Origin of the sequence: Croceibacterium aestuarii (genome assembly GCF_030657335.1) — a bacterium.
Classification (GTDB): Bacteria; Pseudomonadota; Alphaproteobacteria; order Sphingomonadales; family Sphingomonadaceae; genus Croceibacterium_B; species Croceibacterium_B aestuarii.
The window spans coordinates 3090089-3109830 of the sequence record NZ_CP131039.1 but is presented as its reverse complement, the minus strand read 5'-3'; the positions used below and the strand labels follow the sequence as shown (position 1 = coordinate 3109830).

Annotated in this window: 15 protein-coding genes and 1 tRNA gene; 12 read left to right on the top strand and 4 right to left on the bottom strand. The window is 63.8% G+C overall.

Features of this window, described 5'->3' with window-relative positions; all coding sequences use genetic code 11:
• Positions 1–10: 10 nt before the first annotated feature.
• The 3 genes from Q7I88_RS15370 to Q7I88_RS15360 form a co-directional block, all read right to left on the bottom strand.
• The gene (locus Q7I88_RS15370) at positions 11–556 is read right to left on the bottom strand and encodes a GNAT family N-acetyltransferase (RefSeq protein ID WP_305096781.1); all 546 of its coding nucleotides are present in this window, start codon (positions 554–556) and stop codon (positions 11–13) included.
• Between the two features lie 2 nt (positions 557–558).
• Complete coding sequence (locus Q7I88_RS15365) at positions 559–1737, bottom strand: amino acid aminotransferase (protein WP_305096780.1); 1179 nt, start codon at positions 1735–1737, stop codon at positions 559–561.
• Between the two features lie 78 nt (positions 1738–1815).
• Positions 1816–2598: an EipA family protein gene (locus tag Q7I88_RS15360; protein ID WP_305098627.1), complete on the bottom strand. Its 783-nt coding sequence runs from the start codon at positions 2596–2598 to the stop codon at positions 1816–1818.
• A 212-nt stretch (positions 2599–2810) separates the two neighbouring features.
• Here Q7I88_RS15360 and Q7I88_RS15355 point away from each other — a divergent pair.
• The 5 genes from Q7I88_RS15355 to Q7I88_RS15335 all read left to right on the top strand — a co-directional run bounded on the left by Q7I88_RS15355 (position 2811) and on the right by Q7I88_RS15335 (position 6926).
• A tRNA-Ser gene (locus tag Q7I88_RS15355) sits at positions 2811–2902 on the top strand.
• Positions 2903–3101: 199 nt separating this feature from the next.
• Positions 3102–3878: an IclR family transcriptional regulator gene (locus Q7I88_RS15350; RefSeq protein ID WP_305096779.1), complete on the top strand. Its 777-nt coding sequence runs from the start codon at positions 3102–3104 to the stop codon at positions 3876–3878.
• 227 nt (positions 3879–4105) lie between these two features.
• The gene (locus Q7I88_RS15345) at positions 4106–5080 is read left to right on the top strand and encodes an alpha/beta hydrolase (protein WP_305096778.1); all 975 of its coding nucleotides are present in this window, start codon (positions 4106–4108) and stop codon (positions 5078–5080) included.
• Positions 5081–5082: 2 nt separating this feature from the next.
• Entirely contained in the window at positions 5083–5838 is a 756-nt protein-coding gene (locus tag Q7I88_RS15340) for an HpcH/HpaI aldolase family protein (RefSeq protein ID WP_305096777.1), read from the top strand.
• Between the two features lie 185 nt (positions 5839–6023).
• On the top strand, positions 6024–6926 hold the full coding sequence (locus Q7I88_RS15335; protein WP_305096776.1) for a cupin domain-containing protein: 903 nt from the start codon (positions 6024–6026) through the stop codon (positions 6924–6926).
• A gap of 19 nt (positions 6927–6945) precedes the next feature.
• Here Q7I88_RS15335 and Q7I88_RS15330 read toward each other — a convergent pair whose 3' ends face one another.
• Positions 6946–9054, bottom strand: coding sequence for a nuclear transport factor 2 family protein (locus tag Q7I88_RS15330; RefSeq protein WP_305096775.1), 2109 nt, complete (start codon positions 9052–9054; stop codon positions 6946–6948).
• A 385-nt stretch (positions 9055–9439) separates the two neighbouring features.
• Between Q7I88_RS15330 and Q7I88_RS15325 the strand changes: the two genes are divergently transcribed.
• The 7 genes from Q7I88_RS15325 (at position 9440) to Q7I88_RS15295 (ending at position 19711) form a co-directional block, all read left to right on the top strand.
• Positions 9440–10432, top strand: coding sequence for an amidohydrolase family protein (locus tag Q7I88_RS15325; protein ID WP_305096774.1), 993 nt, complete (start codon positions 9440–9442; stop codon positions 10430–10432).
• A gap of 469 nt (positions 10433–10901) precedes the next feature.
• Complete coding sequence (locus Q7I88_RS15320) at positions 10902–13592, top strand: TonB-dependent receptor (protein WP_305096773.1); 2691 nt, start codon at positions 10902–10904, stop codon at positions 13590–13592.
• A gap of 150 nt (positions 13593–13742) precedes the next feature.
• Positions 13743–15002, top strand: coding sequence for a sialidase family protein (locus tag Q7I88_RS15315; RefSeq protein ID WP_305096772.1), 1260 nt, complete (start codon positions 13743–13745; stop codon positions 15000–15002).
• A gap of 76 nt (positions 15003–15078) precedes the next feature.
• The gene (locus Q7I88_RS15310; RefSeq protein WP_305096771.1) at positions 15079–15891 is read left to right on the top strand and encodes a dienelactone hydrolase family protein; all 813 of its coding nucleotides are present in this window, start codon (positions 15079–15081) and stop codon (positions 15889–15891) included.
• A gap of 183 nt (positions 15892–16074) precedes the next feature.
• The gene (locus Q7I88_RS15305) at positions 16075–17349 is read left to right on the top strand and encodes a sialidase family protein (RefSeq protein ID WP_305096770.1); all 1275 of its coding nucleotides are present in this window, start codon (positions 16075–16077) and stop codon (positions 17347–17349) included.
• A gap of 174 nt (positions 17350–17523) precedes the next feature.
• A complete protein-coding gene (locus tag Q7I88_RS15300) occupies positions 17524–18504 on the top strand; it encodes an amidohydrolase family protein (protein ID WP_305096769.1) in 981 nt (326 codons plus the stop codon).
• A gap of 40 nt (positions 18505–18544) precedes the next feature.
• Positions 18545–19711, top strand: a complete 1167-nt coding sequence (locus Q7I88_RS15295) for a sialidase family protein (protein WP_305096768.1) — start codon at positions 18545–18547, stop codon at positions 19709–19711.
• The last annotated feature ends 31 nt before the right edge of the window (positions 19712–19742 follow it).

Below are 19742 nucleotides of genomic sequence, written 5' to 3'. Positions count from 1 at the left end.
CCCTCCCGCGTCATGCCGCCGCCAGGGGCCCTTGGGCAAAGTCCTGGCGGGAAATCTCGTAGATGACGTGGGCGACCGGGCCGTTCGGCGTGTCGGTCATGTCGATCCGGTCGGTCAGGCGCCCGCCGATGTGCTCCATCGCCTTGCGGCTGATGACGTTGTCCTCGACGACGCGAAAGGTGACGACGTCGACGCATTTCAGGGCGTGTTTGAGCATCAGCCGCTTCATTTCGGCATTGGCCCCGCTGCCCCACAGACGGCGGGCGAGGAAGGTCCAGCCGATTTCGACCGTGCCGCCGCCCGCCGGATCGTAGCCCTGGAAGCGGCTCGAGCCGACCATTTCGCCAGTGCCCTTCTCGATCACCGCGAGCGCCCCGCCCTTGTCGAGCGCATCGGCGAAGAAGGCGCGGAACACCGGTTCCTGCCAGCGGTCGTGCATCGGATGACCCGCCCAGATCTGTGGATCGCTGGCGACGGCATAGAGCGCGTCCCAGTCGCTCGGGACCAGCGGCCTGAGCAAGAGCCGCTCCCCTTCGAGGACCGGCTGCCGGTCCATCGTCAGCTGGCCACCGCGCGCACGGCGGAAACGAACTTGTCGATGTTGTCCATCGTCAGCCCGGCGACGTTGATGCGGCCCGATCCGGCCATGTAGATGCCATGCTCGCTGCGCAGCTCGGCGATTTGATCCTTGTCGAGCGGGAGCACGGCGAACATGCCGTTCTGCTGCGCCAGCGGGCCCAGGTCGACCGAGCCGACTTTGCCGGCGGCGCCGAGCCGGTCGCGGACCTGGCGTATGCGGGTGCGCATTTGGTCGAGCTCGTCCTGCCACTGGGCGGTGAGCGTCTCGTCTTCGAGGATCAGGCGCACTGCGGCGGCGCCGTGGTCGGGGGGCATCGACCAAGCGGCGCGGGCCAGCGCGTGGCCGTTCGACAGCACGCGGTTCAGGCTCTCGGCGTCCTGCGTCATCGCGTAGAGCGCGCCCACGCGGTCGCGGTAGAGCCCGAAGTTCTTGTCGCAGCTGTAGGCGACGAGCGCTTCCGGCACTGCGGAAATGACCCGGCGCACGCCGTAGGCGTCCTCGTCCATTCCGTGGCCGAGGCCCTGGTAGGCGAGGTCGAGAACCGGGAGGGCGGGGCTGTCAGCGAGCAGCGTTGCGATCTCGTCCCATTGCCCGGGGGTGTAGTCGATCCCGGTCGGGTTGTGGCAGCAGCCGTGCAGCAGCACCGCATCGCCCTCGCGCGCGTCGGCCAGCGCCGCCTTGAGCGCATCGAGGTCGGCGGCGCCGTCGGCGGTGGAATGGGCGAAGGTCACCAGTTCGAGGCCGAGGTCCTTGACGATCTGCGCGTGGTTGGGCCAGCTCGGCACGCCCATGAGGATGCGCGTGACGCCGCAAGCCTTGGCCAGGGCCAGCGCCAGGCGCACGGCGCCGGTGCCGCCGGGGGTCTGCATTCCCTCGATCCGGCCGCCGAGCGAAGGATCGGTCCCGTCAAAGATATAGGGCATCAGCGCATGGACGAAGCCCATGTCGCCTTCCGGCCCGAGATAGGATTTCGACGGCTGCTCGTCGACCAGCTTGCGCTCTGCCGCCTTGATCGCGCCGAACACCGGGGTCTCGCCCTGGCCGGTGCGATAGACGCCCACGCCGAGGTCGATCTTGTCGGGCCGGGGGTCGGCGTCGTGGAGCTTGATCAGCGCGAGGAGCGCGTCGGGCGGCTGTTGGTCGAGTCTGTCGAGCATGGCGGCGCCGCTTTGCCGCCGGCGACTGCTCTTCGCAAGCGCGAAGGCGGGTTTTGCGACGCTAGTTTTGCTGTGTCCTCAGAAAGGCAGCCAGCGCTGCTTTCTCGAGAACTTCATGTAACCGGCGTTGATTCCCAGCCGCACGCCCGCACCCATGCGGATCGGGATCAGCACGACGTCGCCCTTCCTGAGATAGCTCGCGGTCAGCCCGCCCACCAGATAGGCGTCGCCTTCGCCGGCCGGATAGCGCTCGTACAGCTCGTCGGTGTCGTAGAGGTTGTAGACCAGCACGAAGGTGTTGGAGGCGTTGGCGCCGAGGTCGAAACCGAGCGAGGGGCCGGTCCAGTAAACCGGCATCTGGCCCTCGATCTTGTGATAGAGCGTGCCCGAACCGTACCGCACGCCGAGGCCGACCGCCGCGCCGGCTTCGCGGCCGACGATATAGCCGTTGGGTTCGCCTTGCTTCTTGAGCAGGTCCTCGATCATTCGCGCGACGCCTTCGGCGCCCTTGCCGAACACGCCCTCGGCTGCGCCGATCAGGTCGTCTTCGTGGTAGGTCTCCGACGTCGCCGAAGCGGGGGACGGCGCGGACACGGGCTGCGATGCGGCATAGCCCGTCACAGAGGTGCCCGGCTCGGCCGGGGCGGGCTGAATGGCAGGATCGGCTTCGGGCGGCAGGTCGCGCGCGGGCTCGGCAGGGCTCGGCGTGTCCTGCGGCTGATCGAGGTCGGCGTCGATGGCGGCGTAGTCGTTGGGATCGACCTGCTCGATCGACTGGGCGGCGGCAGGGGCCGTGCCGAATGCGGCAAGCGCGAGGCTGGCGGCCAGAAGGCAGCGGCGTGAGGCGGCGATAATCGTCATCATTTGCATTCCCATCCCGTCCAGGCGGACGTTTTCGCGGCAAAGAAGAAGCCACCCGCGCTGAAGCGGCAATGAACGCGCGGCAAGGCGAATCGGTTTTGCGGCGAACCGAGTCCCGATCGCGGCCGAACAGGTATTTTGCCTGGGCGCCGGCAGCGCCCTTGAAGCCCGCAAGACCCCTCGCTATAGGCCCCCCTTCGCCGCTAGGGTCCGGAGACGTGGGTGAGTGGCTGAAACCAGTTCCCTGCTAAGGAACCATACCTGGTAACGGGTATCGAGGGTTCGAATCCCTCCGTCTCCGCCACCAATTTCGCCCTTGATTTGTTCATGTGGGGGAATTGAGGCCCGCGCCCTTGCGCAGCGTGTCTGCCTTTACATGCTCTCGTTTTTGAAACACTGTTTCGCAGCGTAGCGTACTGCGCTGTCTGTGTTCGGTGCGGGGCGCCGCTGCGCCATCGAGGAACTGGATCAGTGCGCGAGAAGGCGCACATGCCGTGGGGGTGATGTCGATAGCAAAGCCAGCCAAAGCCGACGAAGGTGTGCAGACTGCGCGGGTGGCGGTACGCATCCTCGAGTTGCTCGCCAGCCGCGACGAAGTGGGCGTGACCGAGATCGCCCGCGAAACCGACATGACCAAGCCGCGCGCCTATCGCCACCTGCGGACGCTGCTAGCGATGGGCTACGCGGTGCAGCGCGACGGCAGCGACCGCTATGCGCGCGGACCCAAGCTGCTGGCGCTGGCACGGGTGATCGGTCAGTCGGCGGAAGACGGCGTGATCGAGCTCGCGCGGCCGGTGATGCAGGGCCTGCACGAAGAGTTCGATCATTCGTTCAACCTGTCGCTGGTCTATGGGGACAGCGCGTCGATCGTCGAAAGCCTGCCGGGCAAGGCGCTGGTCGGCATTACCGTCAAGCTGGGCGAGCCGCTGCCGCTGCACTCCACCGCCGCGGGCAAGCTGATCCTCGCCGACCGGCTGAAGAAGCAGGGCACGCTGCCGGCCGGAAAGCTGGTCCGCTTCACCCAGTATACCATCACCGATCCCGCAGACTTGCGGCAGGAGCTGGCCACAGTCGCGGCGCGCGGCTGGGCCGATGCCCCGCAACAGGTCGTGCTTGGGATCAACGCCGTCAGCTCTCCGGTCTACGATCATAGGGGCGACCTGGTGGCAATGGTCTCGGCGATGGATTCGATCCAGTTCATTCCCCCCGATCCACCGGCCGGGCTCATCACGGCGATGCGCGAAGCGGCCGCAGAGATTTCGGCCAGGCTGGCGCTCTGAGGACGCGGATGGCCGTTCCTCACGCTCCTTGCGTTCGAGAAGCTTGCCCAGGGGGGCGCCGATCGGGGCGCGTGAGAAGGACATACAGCCCTTTGGGGCAAGACCGCCCGCAGCGCTTTCGCTCAGGTAAGCCGCAAGTCGGAAAGGACTGCAAAACCATGCATGAGAATAGGCTGACCCGGAGCCGGGTCTTTATCTGGCGAGCGCTGTTGTCGGCAGGGATTGCCATGACTGCCGGGTGCACTACAGCCGGGGGTGCGGCGCTTCCCAATGGAGCGGTGGCGATTGCCCGCCAGGGTTCGTTCGAGGCCGGCGGCAAGGTGATCGGCGAGCCCGGCAAATCGACGCTTTCGTGCGACCACGGTCACGTCGAATTCGAAATCCCGGTGAAGGCCAAGCCGACCGCGCTGTTCCTGTGGCACAGCTCGAGCGCAGCCGTCTGGCAGCGCCGCTGGGACGGGGGCGAAGGCTACCAGATGAAGCTGCTGCGCGCCGGATATCCGACATACGTCTGGGACGGTCCGCGCGTCGGCCGCGCCAACTGGGGCTGCGAGGACTATACATACAAGGCGCAGGTCGGGCGCGACCAGGGCAACTTCGGCGCCTGGCGCTTCGGTCCCAAGTTCGGCCAGTTCTATCCCGGCGAGCAATTCCCGACCGGCGATCCCGACGCGCTCGAACAAGCCAACCGTGCGCGCTACGACGAGTTCGACAAGGTCGCCAACGCCCAGCTCGAGACCGATGCCGCCGGCAAGGCGATGGACCGGATCGGCCCGGCGGTGCTGCTGACGAATTCGGCCGGAGGCTTCCGCGCGCTTTTGACCAGGCTCAAGAGCAACAACGTGAAGGGCATCGTCGCCTACGAGAACCCCGGCTACGTCTTCCCCGACACGATGGAGCCCAAGATCAAGGAGGGGCCGTTCGGGCCGGTCTACGTGTCAGAAGCCGAATTCGCGCGGCTGACCCAGATTCCGATCCAGCTCGTCTGGGGTGACCACATCGACGATTCACCGGGTTGGGCCAATTTCTTTGCGCTCAGCCAGAAGTTCGCCAAGGCGGTCAACGATCGCGGCGGCCACGTCGAGATCATGCGGTTGACCGACGCCGGTCTGCACGGCAACTCGCACATCCCGTTCGCCGACATGAACAACGATGAAGTGGCCAAACTGCTGTTCGCCTGGCTCGAGAAGAACGGGTTCTGACCGTGTCGAGCGTCGCCGGCAAAGTGAAGGCGAAGGGGCGGGGACTGCTCGGCACCTGGGTCAAGATCCCGTCTTTCGAAACCGTGCAGCTGCTCGGCCATGCCGGGTTCGATTTCATCGTCGTCGACATGGAACATGCACCGCATTCGCTCGACCGGGCGGTCGAGCTTGTGTTCTGTGCGCAGGCGATGGGCATGGTCGCGCTGGTGCGCCTGCCCGACCACCTGGGGACGACGATCCAGCCGCTGCTCGACGGCGGGGCCGACGGGCTGCTCGTGCCGCGGATCGACGATCTCGCTACGGCCGCGGCGATCACGCGGCGGATGGTCTTCGCACCGCAGGGCGAGCGGGGCCTGGGTGCGACGTCGCGCGCCGGCCGCTGGGGCCTCGCGCCGACGAGCGATTACATCGAGCGTGGGAATGCGGCGCTGCGGATGCTCCAGCTCGAAGACTGGGCTTCGCTCGAGCGCGCGGCGGACTTTGCTGCGCTGGAGGACGTCGGCGGGATCTTCATCGGTCACGGCGACTTGTTCCTGTCGAGCGGGAAACCGCCGAGCGATCCCGCGGTCAAGACGCTCACCGCCAGCGTATTAGCGGCGACACGGGATGCGGGCGTCCTTTCGGGGGTGGCTGTCGGCACCCCCCAGGAGGCGCGCGCGCATCTCGACATGGGATTTTCGCTGGTTATGCTCAGCAATGACACCACCATGTTTGGCAAGGCCGTCGCCGAGGCGGCCGCCGCCGCCCTGCAGCCCTGAGCGGCAGCGGTTCGACTTGCCCTTGGCGGAGCCCGTTTTTTTCCCTTGCGGCGCGCGAGGCGAAATCGGGTTGCCCGGCCTCGTTCGCAGACCTAGCGCCGGGACGATGTGGGGGCACGTCGGGGAACGTTTCAACGCTGCCCCGCCTGTCTCGCCCCGGCTTGCGGCGCGCGCGACCAGGAGGAATGACCATGTACGAAGCCGACGATCCACGCTCTCGCCTATCAACCGCAGCGGCGGACGGCGGGCCGCCCTCCGCTTTCGCCGCCTCGAGTTACGGCCGATTCTATGCCGAACCGCCAAAGGAAACCGGGGACGGCCAGCGCAACTGGTACACCCGCGGACAGAACTTCGTCGTTTGCTATTCCGAAGTCGAGCCTGGCGCGGTGTTCGAACGCCGAGGCCAGCTCGACGAATATGTCCTGCTGCTGCACGAAGCGGACATGGCGGCGACGGTCGAGGCGAACGGCGAGACCGCCGAAGTGCCCGGCTATACCATCACCATGATACCGCCGGGCGACAGCCGCGTGACCTGCAGGACGGGCGGACGGATCGTGCGGCTGATAACCACGCAGAATGCCGATATCGCCGCCAAAGCCGACAACGGCGATCGCTACGCCGGTCCGCACCCGCAAGTCCCGGCGTTCGAGCCGTGGCCCGATCCGGTCGGCGGCTGGAAGATCCGCAGCTACAGCCTCGACGTGCCCGACCAGGAGGGGCGGTTCGGCAAGATTTTTCGGTGCACCACCTTCATGGTCAATGTCTTTCCCGCGCAAGGGCCGCGCGACGTGACCAAGCTCTCGCCGCACCATCACGACGACTTCGAGCAATGCTCGCTGGCGCTCGAGGGCTGGTACATGCACCATCTGCGCTGGCCGTGGACTGCCAATCAGCACGATTGGCGCGACGACGAGCACGAACGCTGCGCTTCGCCTTCGGTCTGCGTGATCCCGCCCAAGGTGATCCACACCTCGGCGCCGTCGGATAGCCATAGCAACGTGCTGGTCGATATCTTCTCGCCGCCGCGCGAAGACTTTTCCGACATGCCCGGCTGGGTGCTCAACGCAGCCGACTACCCGCGCAAGTAACCGGCTCCCGTCCCGCCTGTCAGGGCGCCGTGTTCGCCTGCGGCGCGTCCGGCGGCTCCTGATAGCCGTTCTTGTCGAGCGCCAGATCGGGCCGGACGGAGCAGGGCACGCAGCCCGGCTGATAGAGTTCGGGCACGCGGCCGGTCACCGGGTTGGTGTAGCTGAACCACATCGGCATGATCGAAGGCCACTGAAGGGTCTTGCCAGGCCCTCCGGCGAAATGCTCTTCGCGCTTTCCGAGCTCGGTAAGCGGTACGTCCGGGGGGAAGTTGCCGCCTTTGAAGGTCCGCTTGGGCAGGTTCGGGTCGGGGTCCTTGGACTTGGCCCAGACGCCGTCGGTCCAGGCGACCGGGGTGATATAGGGCTCGTCGAGGGTCAGCTCCCAGATCCGCCAGACGCCGTCCTCGAGGACGTAGCGGTCGTGATACATGCCGCCCCAGAACGAGGCGCCGTAGAACGCGCCCGCCTTGCCGACGTCCTTGCCGGTCCTCGGCTGAAACAGGCGGAAGCGGCCCTTGGCGGATCGTCCGTCGTCGGAAATCTGCACCACCGGCTGGACGAGCCAATGGTAGGAAATACCCGGCCGGGTCGTCGGCGGCTCGCCGCTGACGCGCGCTTTCAGCACTCGCTCGCGCGTGATGTAGAAGCCGGAGAAGGGCGACATCTTGAAGCCCTTGGCGGCGATGACCCCGCCGAACCCCTGGGGCATCGAATCGTCGAGGAAGTAGCCATAGGCCGAGGAGACGTTCTGGATGCCGTCCCAGGCCGTCGAGCGGGCGAGACGGCGACGGGCTTCCGCCAGCGTGGCGGGCTTTGGCGAGACGGCAGCGATGGCGCCGGTCAGCGGACGGATGGCGACCAGCCGGGCGCTTCCAGCGGCGGTGACCGCCCGTCCTGTCACCGGGTTGGGCGAGAGGAACGCCGGCAGCGCCAGGTCGGCGGGGGCTTGCTCCGCGGCCGGCAGCGGGGCGTCGGGCCCGAGCTTGCCGGCCGGCGCCGGATCGACGATGCGGCTCTTCCCCCAGCCCTCGAACACGTCGGTCTTCATCAGCGGGAAGCGGCGCAGCTCGCGCAGCTTCCACACGCCGTTCTCGCGGACGTAGCGGTTGGCGAAGACGGCGACTTCCCACCAGCCCTTCACCTGATCGGCCTCGCCGAGCATGCCAAGCTCGATGCCCCGTGCCCAGGCCTCGTTGCCGCCCGGGGCGATCTTCACCGTGGTGTCGAACTGGACCCGGTCGTTCAGCTGGCCGTGGCTCAGGCCGACGGGGCCCATCGTCTGCAGCCAGCGCCGCACTCCAGCCTTGCCATGCCAAATGCCCTGGCCGCCGATCTCGACCACGCCATCGTCGGCGAACAGGTCGACCACGTCGTCCCACATCTTGCGGTCCTGGTAGAAACCGTAGGCAGACTGCAGACTGCGGATGCGATCCTCGTCGTTCAGGCGGTCGATCCGCGTCTGCAACTGCGCCAGGCTCGCCCGGGTGCGCGGGGCTGCGCCGACTGCGGGGGGGATGGGGATGCCGGAAGTCCGCACATCGAAGTGATGGGGGACGATGGGCAGATCGCCGCCGCCCCAATTGGTCCAGCCCTTGTCGTAAGGGCCGCTGTATTGCGGATAATAGTGCGCGGTGCGGATCTTCCACGTCCCGCGATCGAGCGTGTAGTCGTTTTCGAAGATCCCGCCCTCGATCATTGCCGCATCGCCATGGCCGTAGAATACCAACACGTCCCAGCGGACCTTGCTGCTCTTGCCGTCGGCCGCGAGGTTGGCGACGGGATTTTCGATCAGCATGGTCGACAGGTCGGGTGCGGTAAGCCCGTCGTGCCCTCCGCCATAGCGGTCGCGCAGGAACTGGGCGATCGCCGCCGGACCGCTGTGCGCCTCGACCGGGCCGTTCGGCGCTTCGAAGATGAATTTGCCGTCTGCCGCGAACAGCGCGCCGATCTCGTCCCACAGTCCCGCCTGTGCATATTGCGCGTAATCGCGCTGCAGCTCCTTGGCCGCCCGCAGCCCCTCGGCGCGCTCGACTTGCCGCGCCAGCTCGTCGAGCGGGCGATCCGCATGGGCCGGAACCGCCGACACGAGGATCGCGGCCCCTAGGGCGATCGTGCTTATTCTTGGCATGGCCTTCTCCTCCGACCCCCGGTTCGGCGGCGAAAATGCGGATCAGCGCCGGGCCGTGAGCTTCCGCCTTCTGCCAGTTATCGTCGATCGAACCGGCGCCCGAGCATGATGGGGGACTTCGAGGGAGGCAAGCATCCGCCGCGCCTCGCACCGAACGGCAACAATTTGCGCCATCTCAGTCAAGGATACGGCGCAAATTGCGAAGGCCACTTGGCCGACGTGGGTGAGCGACCACACGGCGCGAAATCGTGCTCTTCGGTGCGATACGCTTCAAGAAATGGAGCCCTTTTGGTCATTTCGGAAGCTGCAAAAAAGGTGCAGTCTCCACCGACAAGAAATGAATTCCGGTACCGGTCGTTCAACCGGCACAATCGGTGGAGAAAGAATGGCCATGGTTGACCGCCGCTCGTTGGTGAAAGGGGCCATCGCCCTCTCTACCCTCGCTGCCATGCCATTCTCGGCGCGGGCGCAATCGGCAAAGGTGAAGGCGCCCTTTCCGATCTTCGACACCCACGCGCACTTTTACACCAATGACATTGCACATTACCCGACGAAGCCGGACATTTCACCAGCGGCGAAGGAAAAGGTCTTAAACACCCCCATGACACACGACGTCGTCACCAAGTACTGGGACAACGCCGGTATCCTGATGGGGTGTGGCGTGCAGTACAACACCGTCTACAACACCGATAACAGCTACTTGCTCGATGTATGCAAATCCGACCCGGGCCGCGTCCTTCCGGTGGTGATTCTTCACGGGACGGACCCGACGACTCCCGACAGGCTACGCAAGATGGCGAAGGAGAACAGCATTGCCGGGGTTCGGCTTTTTGGTTCACCGATCAACGGCGAATTCGAGTTCTTCACGGATGCCGCCCTGCCGGCCTGGAATGCGATCGACGAGCTGGGTATCGTTGCCGTCCTGATGCTTGTCGGCGGCGATCTGAACCGCGCTATGGGTCGAGTCCATGAGTTCGCGATCCGCTATCCCAATGTGAGGATCGAGCTCGATCACCTGGGCTATCCGACTCCCAAGAGTTCGCCGTCCACCTTCGGTCTTACACCGAACCACTTGGCGGTCAGGCCGCACCGCAACCTCTATTGGAAGCTGACCAGCTTTCACATTAAGAACCAGCTCGAGCCCGCCGGGGTCAAGCTCGAGGAGTTCTTCGATTATGTGAAGGACCTCTACGGAGCCGATCGCATGATGTGGGGGTCCGACATGGGCAATACGCCAGGGACGATGGATGAGCATTACGCGATGCTTCAACAGGCAATCGACGCCACCGCACACTGGACGTACGCCGACCGCAAGGCGTTCTTCTTCGATACACCTTTCCGGTGCTTCGTGCCGGGCGGTACGCGCAAGCTCTATTAAGACGAAGACCGCATGGAAGCTTTGCTCGCCGAGCTTCCCCTTCGAGTGAGCTCGACAATTCGAAGCAAGCCCTCAGCCCTAGTAGTTCGTTTGCTGACCCTCGTGCCGCACTGAACGCGAAAAAAACGCCGGATTGGTGAGCCGTGTTGATCCATTGCGAGCACCGGCGCGTCTCGACAACTTTGGAATCTGATCCCTGCGGCTCGGAAGCTTTTCTCGGCCGCCGCGACCCACGGATCACTCGAAGACGATTTTCTTCAGCAGCAGCGGGCATGCAGAAAATTAACACTGCAATACAATCCCTTATAGGCCCCATTGGCCTTCGTAGCGCCGGATCGTTGTTGTGATTCAAAGCCGAATGACCGCGCGAAAATAAAACAAGTTCTTGGGCCTAAGCAGTCAAGCCGCGCATTCGGCCCGGTCATACCCAGCTTGGCAATTCAATATGAACCTTGGGGGTAGGATAACCATGAAAAAGGTCCTGGCATTCGCCACGTGCTCAGTTCTTGCTCTTGTTATCGCGCAGCCCGCGTCCGCGCAGGATCAAAATGCGAAAGAGGACGCGGCCGCATCGCAGAGCGAAAAGGCAGCCCCGTCCGAACGCGCTAACGGGGAAATCCTGGTCACGGCGACCAAGGTCGTTACAAACGTCCAAGACGTGCCGATCGCAATTACCGCGGTGACCGCTGACGCGCTTGAAGACCGCCAGGTCAAGACCTTCGCCGATCTGGGTTCGATTGTTCCCAACGCGACGTTCCAGAAATCCGGTGCCATTTACGGTGCGGGCGTTTCCGTGACAATTCGCGGCATCGGTCTTGTCGATACGCAATTCTCGCAAGAGCCCGCGGTCGCCTACTACATCGACGACATTTACTACCCATTCGTCTTCGGCTCGAACTTCGATCTGCTCGATCTCGATCACGTCGAGGTGCTGCGCGGTCCGCAGGGAACGCTGTTCGGACGCAACGCAATATCGGGTGCGGTCAACATGGTGTCGAAGAAGGCCAGCTTCGACGACCTGTCGGCCTACGTCGACATGAAAGTAGGATCGCGAAACCGCCTCGACCTTCGCGCCGGTGTCAATCTACCCATTTCCGAGAACCTGGCGGTCAACCTGTCGATGGTGTCCAAGCGGCAGCAGGGTTACATGAAGATACTCGATTTCAGCTGCCAGATGCACCTGAATGGCACTCCGGAGCTGGCGGGCACCTTCCCCTATGCGAGCTCGAAAACCAGCTTTGCCGGCGGTGTGCAGCAGCCTAAGAGCTGCGTGATGGATCACGCTGGCGGAGAGGATGTCCGCGCGGCGCGGGCCACAATGCGCTGGGAACCGGCGAGCAACATCGAGCTCAACGTGTCGGGAGACTATTCGTACGCCAATAACGAAGGCGCGGCGGATAAGGTCACCGACATCAACATGCAGCTGACGGCGGGTCACCTGCGCGGGCTCGATTCACGTGGTGCGCCCTATGGAGACTACACCGGCGTCATCGTCGATTCCGGCCCAGGGGTGAACAAAAACCTCATCACACTGTTCGACCACTACTCCGTTCCGGGAACGCCTTTCCGCTTCGATCAACGCTTCCTAACCGATAGCATTTACTCTACTTACGAGACAAACTGCGATCCGCTTCCGAACGGATATACGATCCCCGGCAATGGCTATTACAACGGCTCAATTTTCCGCGGCGGCAACTGCTGGGGTCGCCGCGTTCCCGTGGAGAACTGGGGCCTAAACGGCAAGCTTCGGGTCGGGATTACCGACGAAATCGAGGCGCTGGCGATCGTCGGAATGCGCCGGATTAGCACTCAGTTCGGCGCAAACTACGATGGTACGCCGTTGGTGGACGCTTATATCTACCACGAAGACGACATGCACTATTGGACCGGAGAACTCCGCCTTACCGGCCAGCACGGCTGGGTCGACTGGACTGCCGGCCTGTTCTATTATGACGGCAAGGCCACCGAGCGAGGGCAACCGCAAAATACAGCCGCCGGCACGCAACAGTTCCACGACGTGTTCTATTATCCAAAGGCCAAAGCCGGCTATCTCAACGTCACCCTCCGACCATATGAGCTCTTCGGCTTCGCCGAGGGCCTGAGCTTTAACGGCGGCATTCGGCGCTCAACCGACAAAAAATTCGTCGATTACACCGCGCAGTTCGATGCTTCCGCGCCAGGATCAACTGTCTTTACGCCGTCAAGCAGCAGCACCTATTTCCAGTTGCCCATCAAGAACACCCGATGGGACTGGAAGCTCGGCGCGGATTACAAAATCACCGACAAGATCATGGTCTACGGCTCGGCATCGACCGGCTATCGTCTTCCGGGGTTCAATACCCGCATTTTCCAGGCTGGTCAGATCGAGCAACAGTATCCGACTGCGCTGACGAGCTACGAGATCGGCTTCAAGGCCGACTTGTTCGACCGCCGGTTGCGTTTGAACGGTGATGCGTTCTGGATGGCGTATTCCATGCGCAACGGCTCCTTTAGCGGACGCGAGCCGCGCTACGATCCGAGTTCGACGGCGCTGGTCATCAAACCCGGCCTGGAAACTCTTATTCCGGATGGCCCGGCGGATACGGCATGGGAGGGCAAGTTCACCAACTGCCGGCCTTACAACGCCGCAACCGACGGCGCGCCGAACGGCACCTCCGTCGGTATCGAGTGCATCGGCCGTTCGTGGAACTATCCGGTCTCGGGAGGAGATCCGATCAAGGGCTTCGAACTCGAGGCGACGCTCGAGCCGATCGATTATCTCGTGGCCAACTTCTCCGTCGGCTACACCGATCGAGGCGGGACTCTCGGCCGCCCTCTTACCTTCCCGGACTGGACGCTGAACGGAGGTGTCCAGTACAAGTTCGAAGTCCCGGCCCTTACCGGTACCTTAACCCCGCGTCTCGACTGGTTCTGGACGGGTAAGATCGCCTATAGCACCAACTACCCTGAGTTCGACGAGCCCGCTCATTCGGTTTTCAATGCCCGTCTTACATACGAAAATGACCGGGACGAATACGAGGTTGCGGCTGGCGTCACCAACCTCTTTGACAAGCAGTACTTCATCCAGCGGACCATCTTCACCCGCCTCGGGCTCTCAGTAGACCTCGGTCAGCCGGGTGAGCCGCGCTCCTGGTATCTCAGCTTCAGTAAGCGCTTCTGATGGCTACGGCCCCATCGCGCCCCTCCCGGGGCGTGGTGGGGCCAGGCTCCAACTCCTCGCCCAGGCGGTGGATAGTCATAAACTGGGGGAATGCCGGGAATAGTTTCGGGGGGGCCCAGCGGAGCGACAAGCGGAAAGTCGAGTGTGCACATGGCTAGCAATTTCCCGATCGCTCGCATCACGCGCCGCACTTCGCTGATGGGCGGCGCCGCCGTGAGTTTGATGATATTCGCATCATCAGCCCGGGCCGGCGGGCGGGGCGGCCCGATCGAGATATACGCCGCACCGCGCAGGCTCGTCGGCGTCGAGCACAAAGTCGTTTATCGCAAAGACGATGAGTTCGCCGGTTGGCCTCACGTGATGGGCTACTGGAACATGGGTGACGGTGAGATTCTCCAACAGATCCGCTCCACGACTACTACTTATCCCAATGCGCAGGCGATCGCCCACAACAAGCTGGGCAGCCAAGGCGGCGTCACCAAGATGCTATCGTTCCGCTCAAAGGACTATGGCCGCACCTGGACCGGGCCGGAGAATAACATCTTCGGGCGGATCGATAAGAGCATGGCCAATGCCAAGAACCTGGGCGATCTGCAGCCAATCGACTATCTCGACGAAAACGTTCTCATCGCCAACAATGCGACGGCTTTCGCGGCGCCCACCTCGAAGACGAATGTGCGGGTTTCGAAGGACCGCGGGCACACCTGGAGCCCGCCGTTCGAAGTTCCGCTCGACGGGTTGCATTCGGCTTCGGGCATGAACTCCGTTCTGATCCGGCCGGACGGCACGGCGCTAATCTGGCTTATCGAGGTGATCAACGGCTTCGATCGTCACCCTTGCGTGTTCGCACTGCCTCCTCGCGGACTCGATTTCCACTTCCTGTCGTTCGTGACTCCCAAGGTTGACACGTTCGGAAACACTGCCGGCGACTGGAAGCCGCCGCTCGCGTTCGCGGGCCAGCACTGGTTCTATCCCCGCGGCTATTTGCTGCCCAACGGACGGATGCTCTGCGTCCTGCGCAGCCAGCGCGGCCCGGAGGGCGTCATGTGGACCGAGGTCTACAAGAGCGACGACGGCGGCCGCACCTGGTCGTTCCTATCGCGCGTCAACGACTTCGGCGCACCAGGCAGCCTTGTCGTGAAGAAGGATGGGCGGCTGGTCATGGTCTACGGCTATCGCCTGATGCCGTCGGGCATCCGCGCCAAGGTAAGCGAGGACGATGGCGCGACGTGGGGCCCCGAACTGATCGTCCGCGATGACGGCGGAAGCTGGGATCTCGGCTATCCCAATGCCTGGGAAATGGACGACGGCCGGATCTGCACAATCTACTATTTCAACAGCAAGGACGACAAAATTCAGGTCAACGGCGGCGTGCGGCACGTGCAACGCAGCATCTTCTCGATCGACTGACCGACAGACGGGTTGCCGCCTTGGCGAACTTGCAAACATGAAAGTGAACACGGTCATGGTGGGACTAAGAGGAACAATGACGCGACGGGCATTCGCCGCGCTAACGGCTATGTTCGGGATGATGGTCGCCGCCTGCGCCACGGTCCCTGCCGGAAGTGCAGCCGCGGGCGAACGGCACGTCACTGTCACGACGGCCGAGGGCGCGGCCGACGCCTTGCTATTCACCCCGGCGAAGGGAAGAGCCCCCGGCGTCATCCTGTTCAGCGATCTCGGCGGCCTGCGGCCCGCGATCGCCGATCTCGGCCGCAAGCTCGCCGGTGACGGATATGTGGTTTTAGTCCCGAACGCATTTTACCGCAGCGTTGCGCTCGACGGCACGGCCGCGAGCACTCTCGATTATCCTACCCGCAGCAAGCAATGGCGCGGGGCGGCGACTGACGCTGCAGTGATCGAGGATTCGAAGGCCTATGTCGCTTACCTCGACGGCGTTCCGCAGGTCGACAAGTCTGCCAAGTTGGGCGTGGTCGGCTACGACATCGGCGCCGCCTATGCCTTCATCGCCGCCCGCGCAGTGCCGGGCCGGATCGGGGCGGTTGCGGCGATTCACCCGCTCGCGGTCGCAACTGCTCGCCCCAACAGCCCGCATCTCTTCGTCAACCAGAGCAAGGCGGCTTACTATGTCGTGATGGGTAAGAATGCCTTCGAGCGCGAGCCGGGCGACAAGACCGACCTGGAAAAGGCCTTTGCCGACGCCGGGCTCAAGGGCACCGTCGTGGTAGCCGCTGGCAACCACGGCTTCGGCGTGAGCGACAATCCGGCATACGATGCCGCGTCCGCCGACCAGGCCTGGGCCGCGATGCTGGCGTTGCTGCGGTCGTCCTTGAAGTGATGGCAAATCGTTCGGGGCGGAATGGCGGCCTCAGGTTGCCCACCAACGGCGGCAGGTCGAAGAATTCCACGGGAGGCAATGAAAGTGTTCAACCATAGCCCGCGTAACGAGGTCACTGCCGCGAGTCCGGCTTCGGGAATTTCACGACGTCGTGCCCTAGTGGGCGGTTCCGCGGCAGGCCTGGTGCTGCTGTCCACCGCGGTTCGCGCACAGGCCGCGCCGCTGATCCGCAAGTTCGGGCCCGCGCGCTGGGCGAAGGACATCGACAACGCGGTCGTCTATCGCAACGTGCACGAGTTCGCGAGCCACCCCTATACGCGCGGCTTTTGGGAAACGCCGGGGAAGGGGCTCATCTGCAATTTCTCGCTGGCGACAGTCGATTATGCCGCCGCCGCCGCGGGCCATCCCGACCTGCTCAATCACACGTTCCTGGTCACCAACAGTCCGGGGGGGCGCCGGGGGGCGACCGTCCGCTCGCACGACAACGGCCGGACCTGGGAGGTCACGAGTGTCGAGCCGCACCGGCCGAACAACGACGTGATGGTGCCGCGGATCGGCATCGATGGCCGGCCGGGGCCGCTCAGCGAGGTAGGGCCAGTCGATTTCACCGACCCGAACGTGCTCGTGACCAATTTCAATTACCTCTACATGCAGAACGATCCGCTGGTGAGGGACTTCTACGAGGACCTCAAGACCGTGACCGAAGCGCCGGAACGGCATTCGTTCATTCGGATATCCAAGGACGCCGGCAGCACCTGGTCGCGCTCCGCTATGCTGCCGATGGACAACTTGGCCTCGCTTGCCGCGTACGATTCAGCGACAATCCGCGCAGACGGCCGCTGTCTCCTGTTCATGACCGGAAGCACCGCCGGCTTCCAGGGCGCGCCGGGCTCGAATGGTCCACTTGTTTACTGCAGCACGGAAGACGGGACCGACTTCCATTTCCTGGCCTCCATCGCCCCGGATCGCAACGGCGGCCCGCCCTTCATGTATCCACGCGGCGTCGCGCTGCCCGATGGGCGGTTGCTGTGTGTCCTGCGGCGTGATCGCGACTGGTCGGCTGCGCAGTGGACCGAAATCTACTCGAGCGACGATGGCGGCGGCACCTGGCGGTTTCTCTCGCGTGCGACCGACTTCGGCGCACCGAGCGCACCGGTCCTCATGAGCGATGGCCGTCTGGTGCTTGTCTACGGCCGCCGGATGGACCCGCCGGGCATACGCGCCGTCGTCAGCAAGGACGGCGGAAGGAGCTGGAGCCCGGAGATTATCGTTCGAAATGATGCCGGCAGCTGGGATATTGGGTACCCGCGCGCCTGGGAGGTCTCTCCGGGAAGGGTCGGCGTTGTGTATTACTACAACACCAAGGATGACCCGATACAGGTCAAGACCGAAGCCTGGCCGCCTTGGGGCGCCGGCGGCGTGCGGTTCATCGCCCGAAGCTTCTTCTCGATCGACTGACTGAGCGGCGGCTGCGCTCGAGGGCATGGTGATCTTGCGCGCTCACCGCTCGGTACGTTTGCAGCGCCGATGCAATCAAGTTGCCGAGTTCAACGTGGGATACGAAGGTGGAGGAATCTTGCGGCCAATCCGTTCGGAGGGGGCCGAAAAATGATCTTTGGGAGAGGTTTCAGCATGATTGACCGCCGTACGCTCATCGGGTCGGGTATCGCCGCAACCGGGATGGTCTTGCTGCCGAAGGCCGCCTTCGCGCATGTCATCAACCCATCGTTCAAGCTGTTCGACACGCACGCGCATTTCTACACCAACGACGTCGACAAATACCCCTTCCACGCCACACGCAGCCGTTACGGTCCGGAAGTGATGGTGGCCAAGGCCATGCGCTATCCCCAGACACCAAAGGAGATCTTCGCGTTCTGGGACGAGTGCGGAATCGAGAAAGGCTGCGGGGTGCAGTACAACAGCACCTACCAGACTGATAACAGCTACCTGCTCGACATTGCCAGGGAACATCCCGACCGCATTATCCCGGTGGTGATTACTGACCCGGTGTCAGGCGAGGGACCGGCGCAGCTGGCGAAGTTCGCCCGGGAGAACAGGATTGCCGGCGTTCGCTGGACTGGCACGCCCGATAAGGCCGGCACATTTAATTTCCTGAGCGACGCCGCCGCAAAGAATTGGGAAGCCGCGAACGCGCTCGGGCTGGTGGTCGTGCTCATGCCGATCGGCGGCAACATGGCGCCCACCATGGCGACCGTCGGGGAGTTCGCGAAGCGATATCCCAACGTGAACATTGTGCTCGATCACATCGGCTTCCCGCAGCCCAAGGCGTTGCCGGCGACTCAAGGCCTCACACCTCAGCACATTGCGCTCGCGCAGATCCCCAACGTCTATTACAAGTACACCACGCTGCTGATCGAACAGTTCCACCAACAGGCCGTCGATCCCAAACCTTTCCTCGAATACATGGTCAAGACCTTCAGCGCCGACAAGATGGTTTGGGGCAGCGACGTGGGTAACACGCCCGGTAGCATGTTCGGCTGGGTCCAGTACGCACTCGATTCCGCTTCGGGCCTCGGCGAAGCACAACAGAAATCGTTATTCCACGATACGGCCAACCGGATATTCGTGCCGGGCGGCCGCGGAAGCAGCTAGCCGCTAAATCCGCCGTCACGCCTTTCGCAGGAGCCCTCCCGTGCCGATAGTATTCGCACCACCCCGGCGCCCGAAACAGGTCGATCACGCCGTGGTCTATCGCCGCGACGACGAATTCTGCTCTTGGCCCTTCACCAGTGGGTTCTGGGAAAACGGGGCGGGCACGCTGATCGCCAATTTCGCCACCCGCAACGTGGTCTACGACGACGGCTCGAAGATCCGGCACGACGTTCTCGGCGCCAACAGCAGCAATCCGCGGACGGTCACGATGCGTTCAAACGACCGCGGGCTGACCTGGGTAGGGCCGCAATACGACATGATGGCCGGCCCCGGCGGCGAAGGGCGCGGGATGAAGCGCGAAGAGATGCCGACGAAGTTTGCCGAACCGGTCAACTATCTCGACAAGAACGTGCTGGTTTCGAGCGGCAGCTTGGGCGGATTTGCGACTTCGGGCACGCAGGGCACCGCACGTCTGTCGCGCGACGGCGGCAAGACCTGGGGTCCGACAATCCTCGTCCCGCTCGAAGGCATCCCTTCGATGACCGGGATTCAGTCGACGCTGGTCCGTCCCGACGGTCGCTTGCTGGTGTTCATGTTTGCGGTCGACAAGGACAACACCCATCGCCATCCGCTGGTCTACGGCAGCACCAACCAGGGGCGTGAATTCCACTTCATGTCCTACGTGACGCCGTACGAAGACCCGTTCGGCAACACCGACGGCAATTACGAAGACCCGTCGGTGGCTTTCGTCGGCCACCGCTGGTTCTACCCGCGCGGTTACTTGCTGCCCAACGGCCGTATCCTGTGCATCACTCGTTGTCAGCGCGATCCCACCGGGGTCATGTGGTCCGAAGTGTTCCATTCCGACGACGGCGGCGAGACTTGGGGCTTCCTCAGTCGAGTCAACGATTACGGCGCACCTGGAAACCTCGTGATCATGCCGGACGGCCGGATCGTCTCGATCTACGGCTATCGCCTGATGCCATCGGGCATCCGCGCGACGGTGAGCGAGGACGGCGGCAAGACCTGGGGGCCGGAAATAATCGTGCGCGACGATGGCGGCAGCTGGGACCTCGGCTATCCCAACTCATGGCTGGTTGGCGGCAACACGGTAGGGACGCTGTACTACTTCAACAGCAAGGACGATCCGATCCAGGCCAACGGCGGGGTACGGCACGTCCAGCGTAGCATTTTCACGATCGACTAACCCTTGGTTCGGGAAACCGGATTCCGCCACC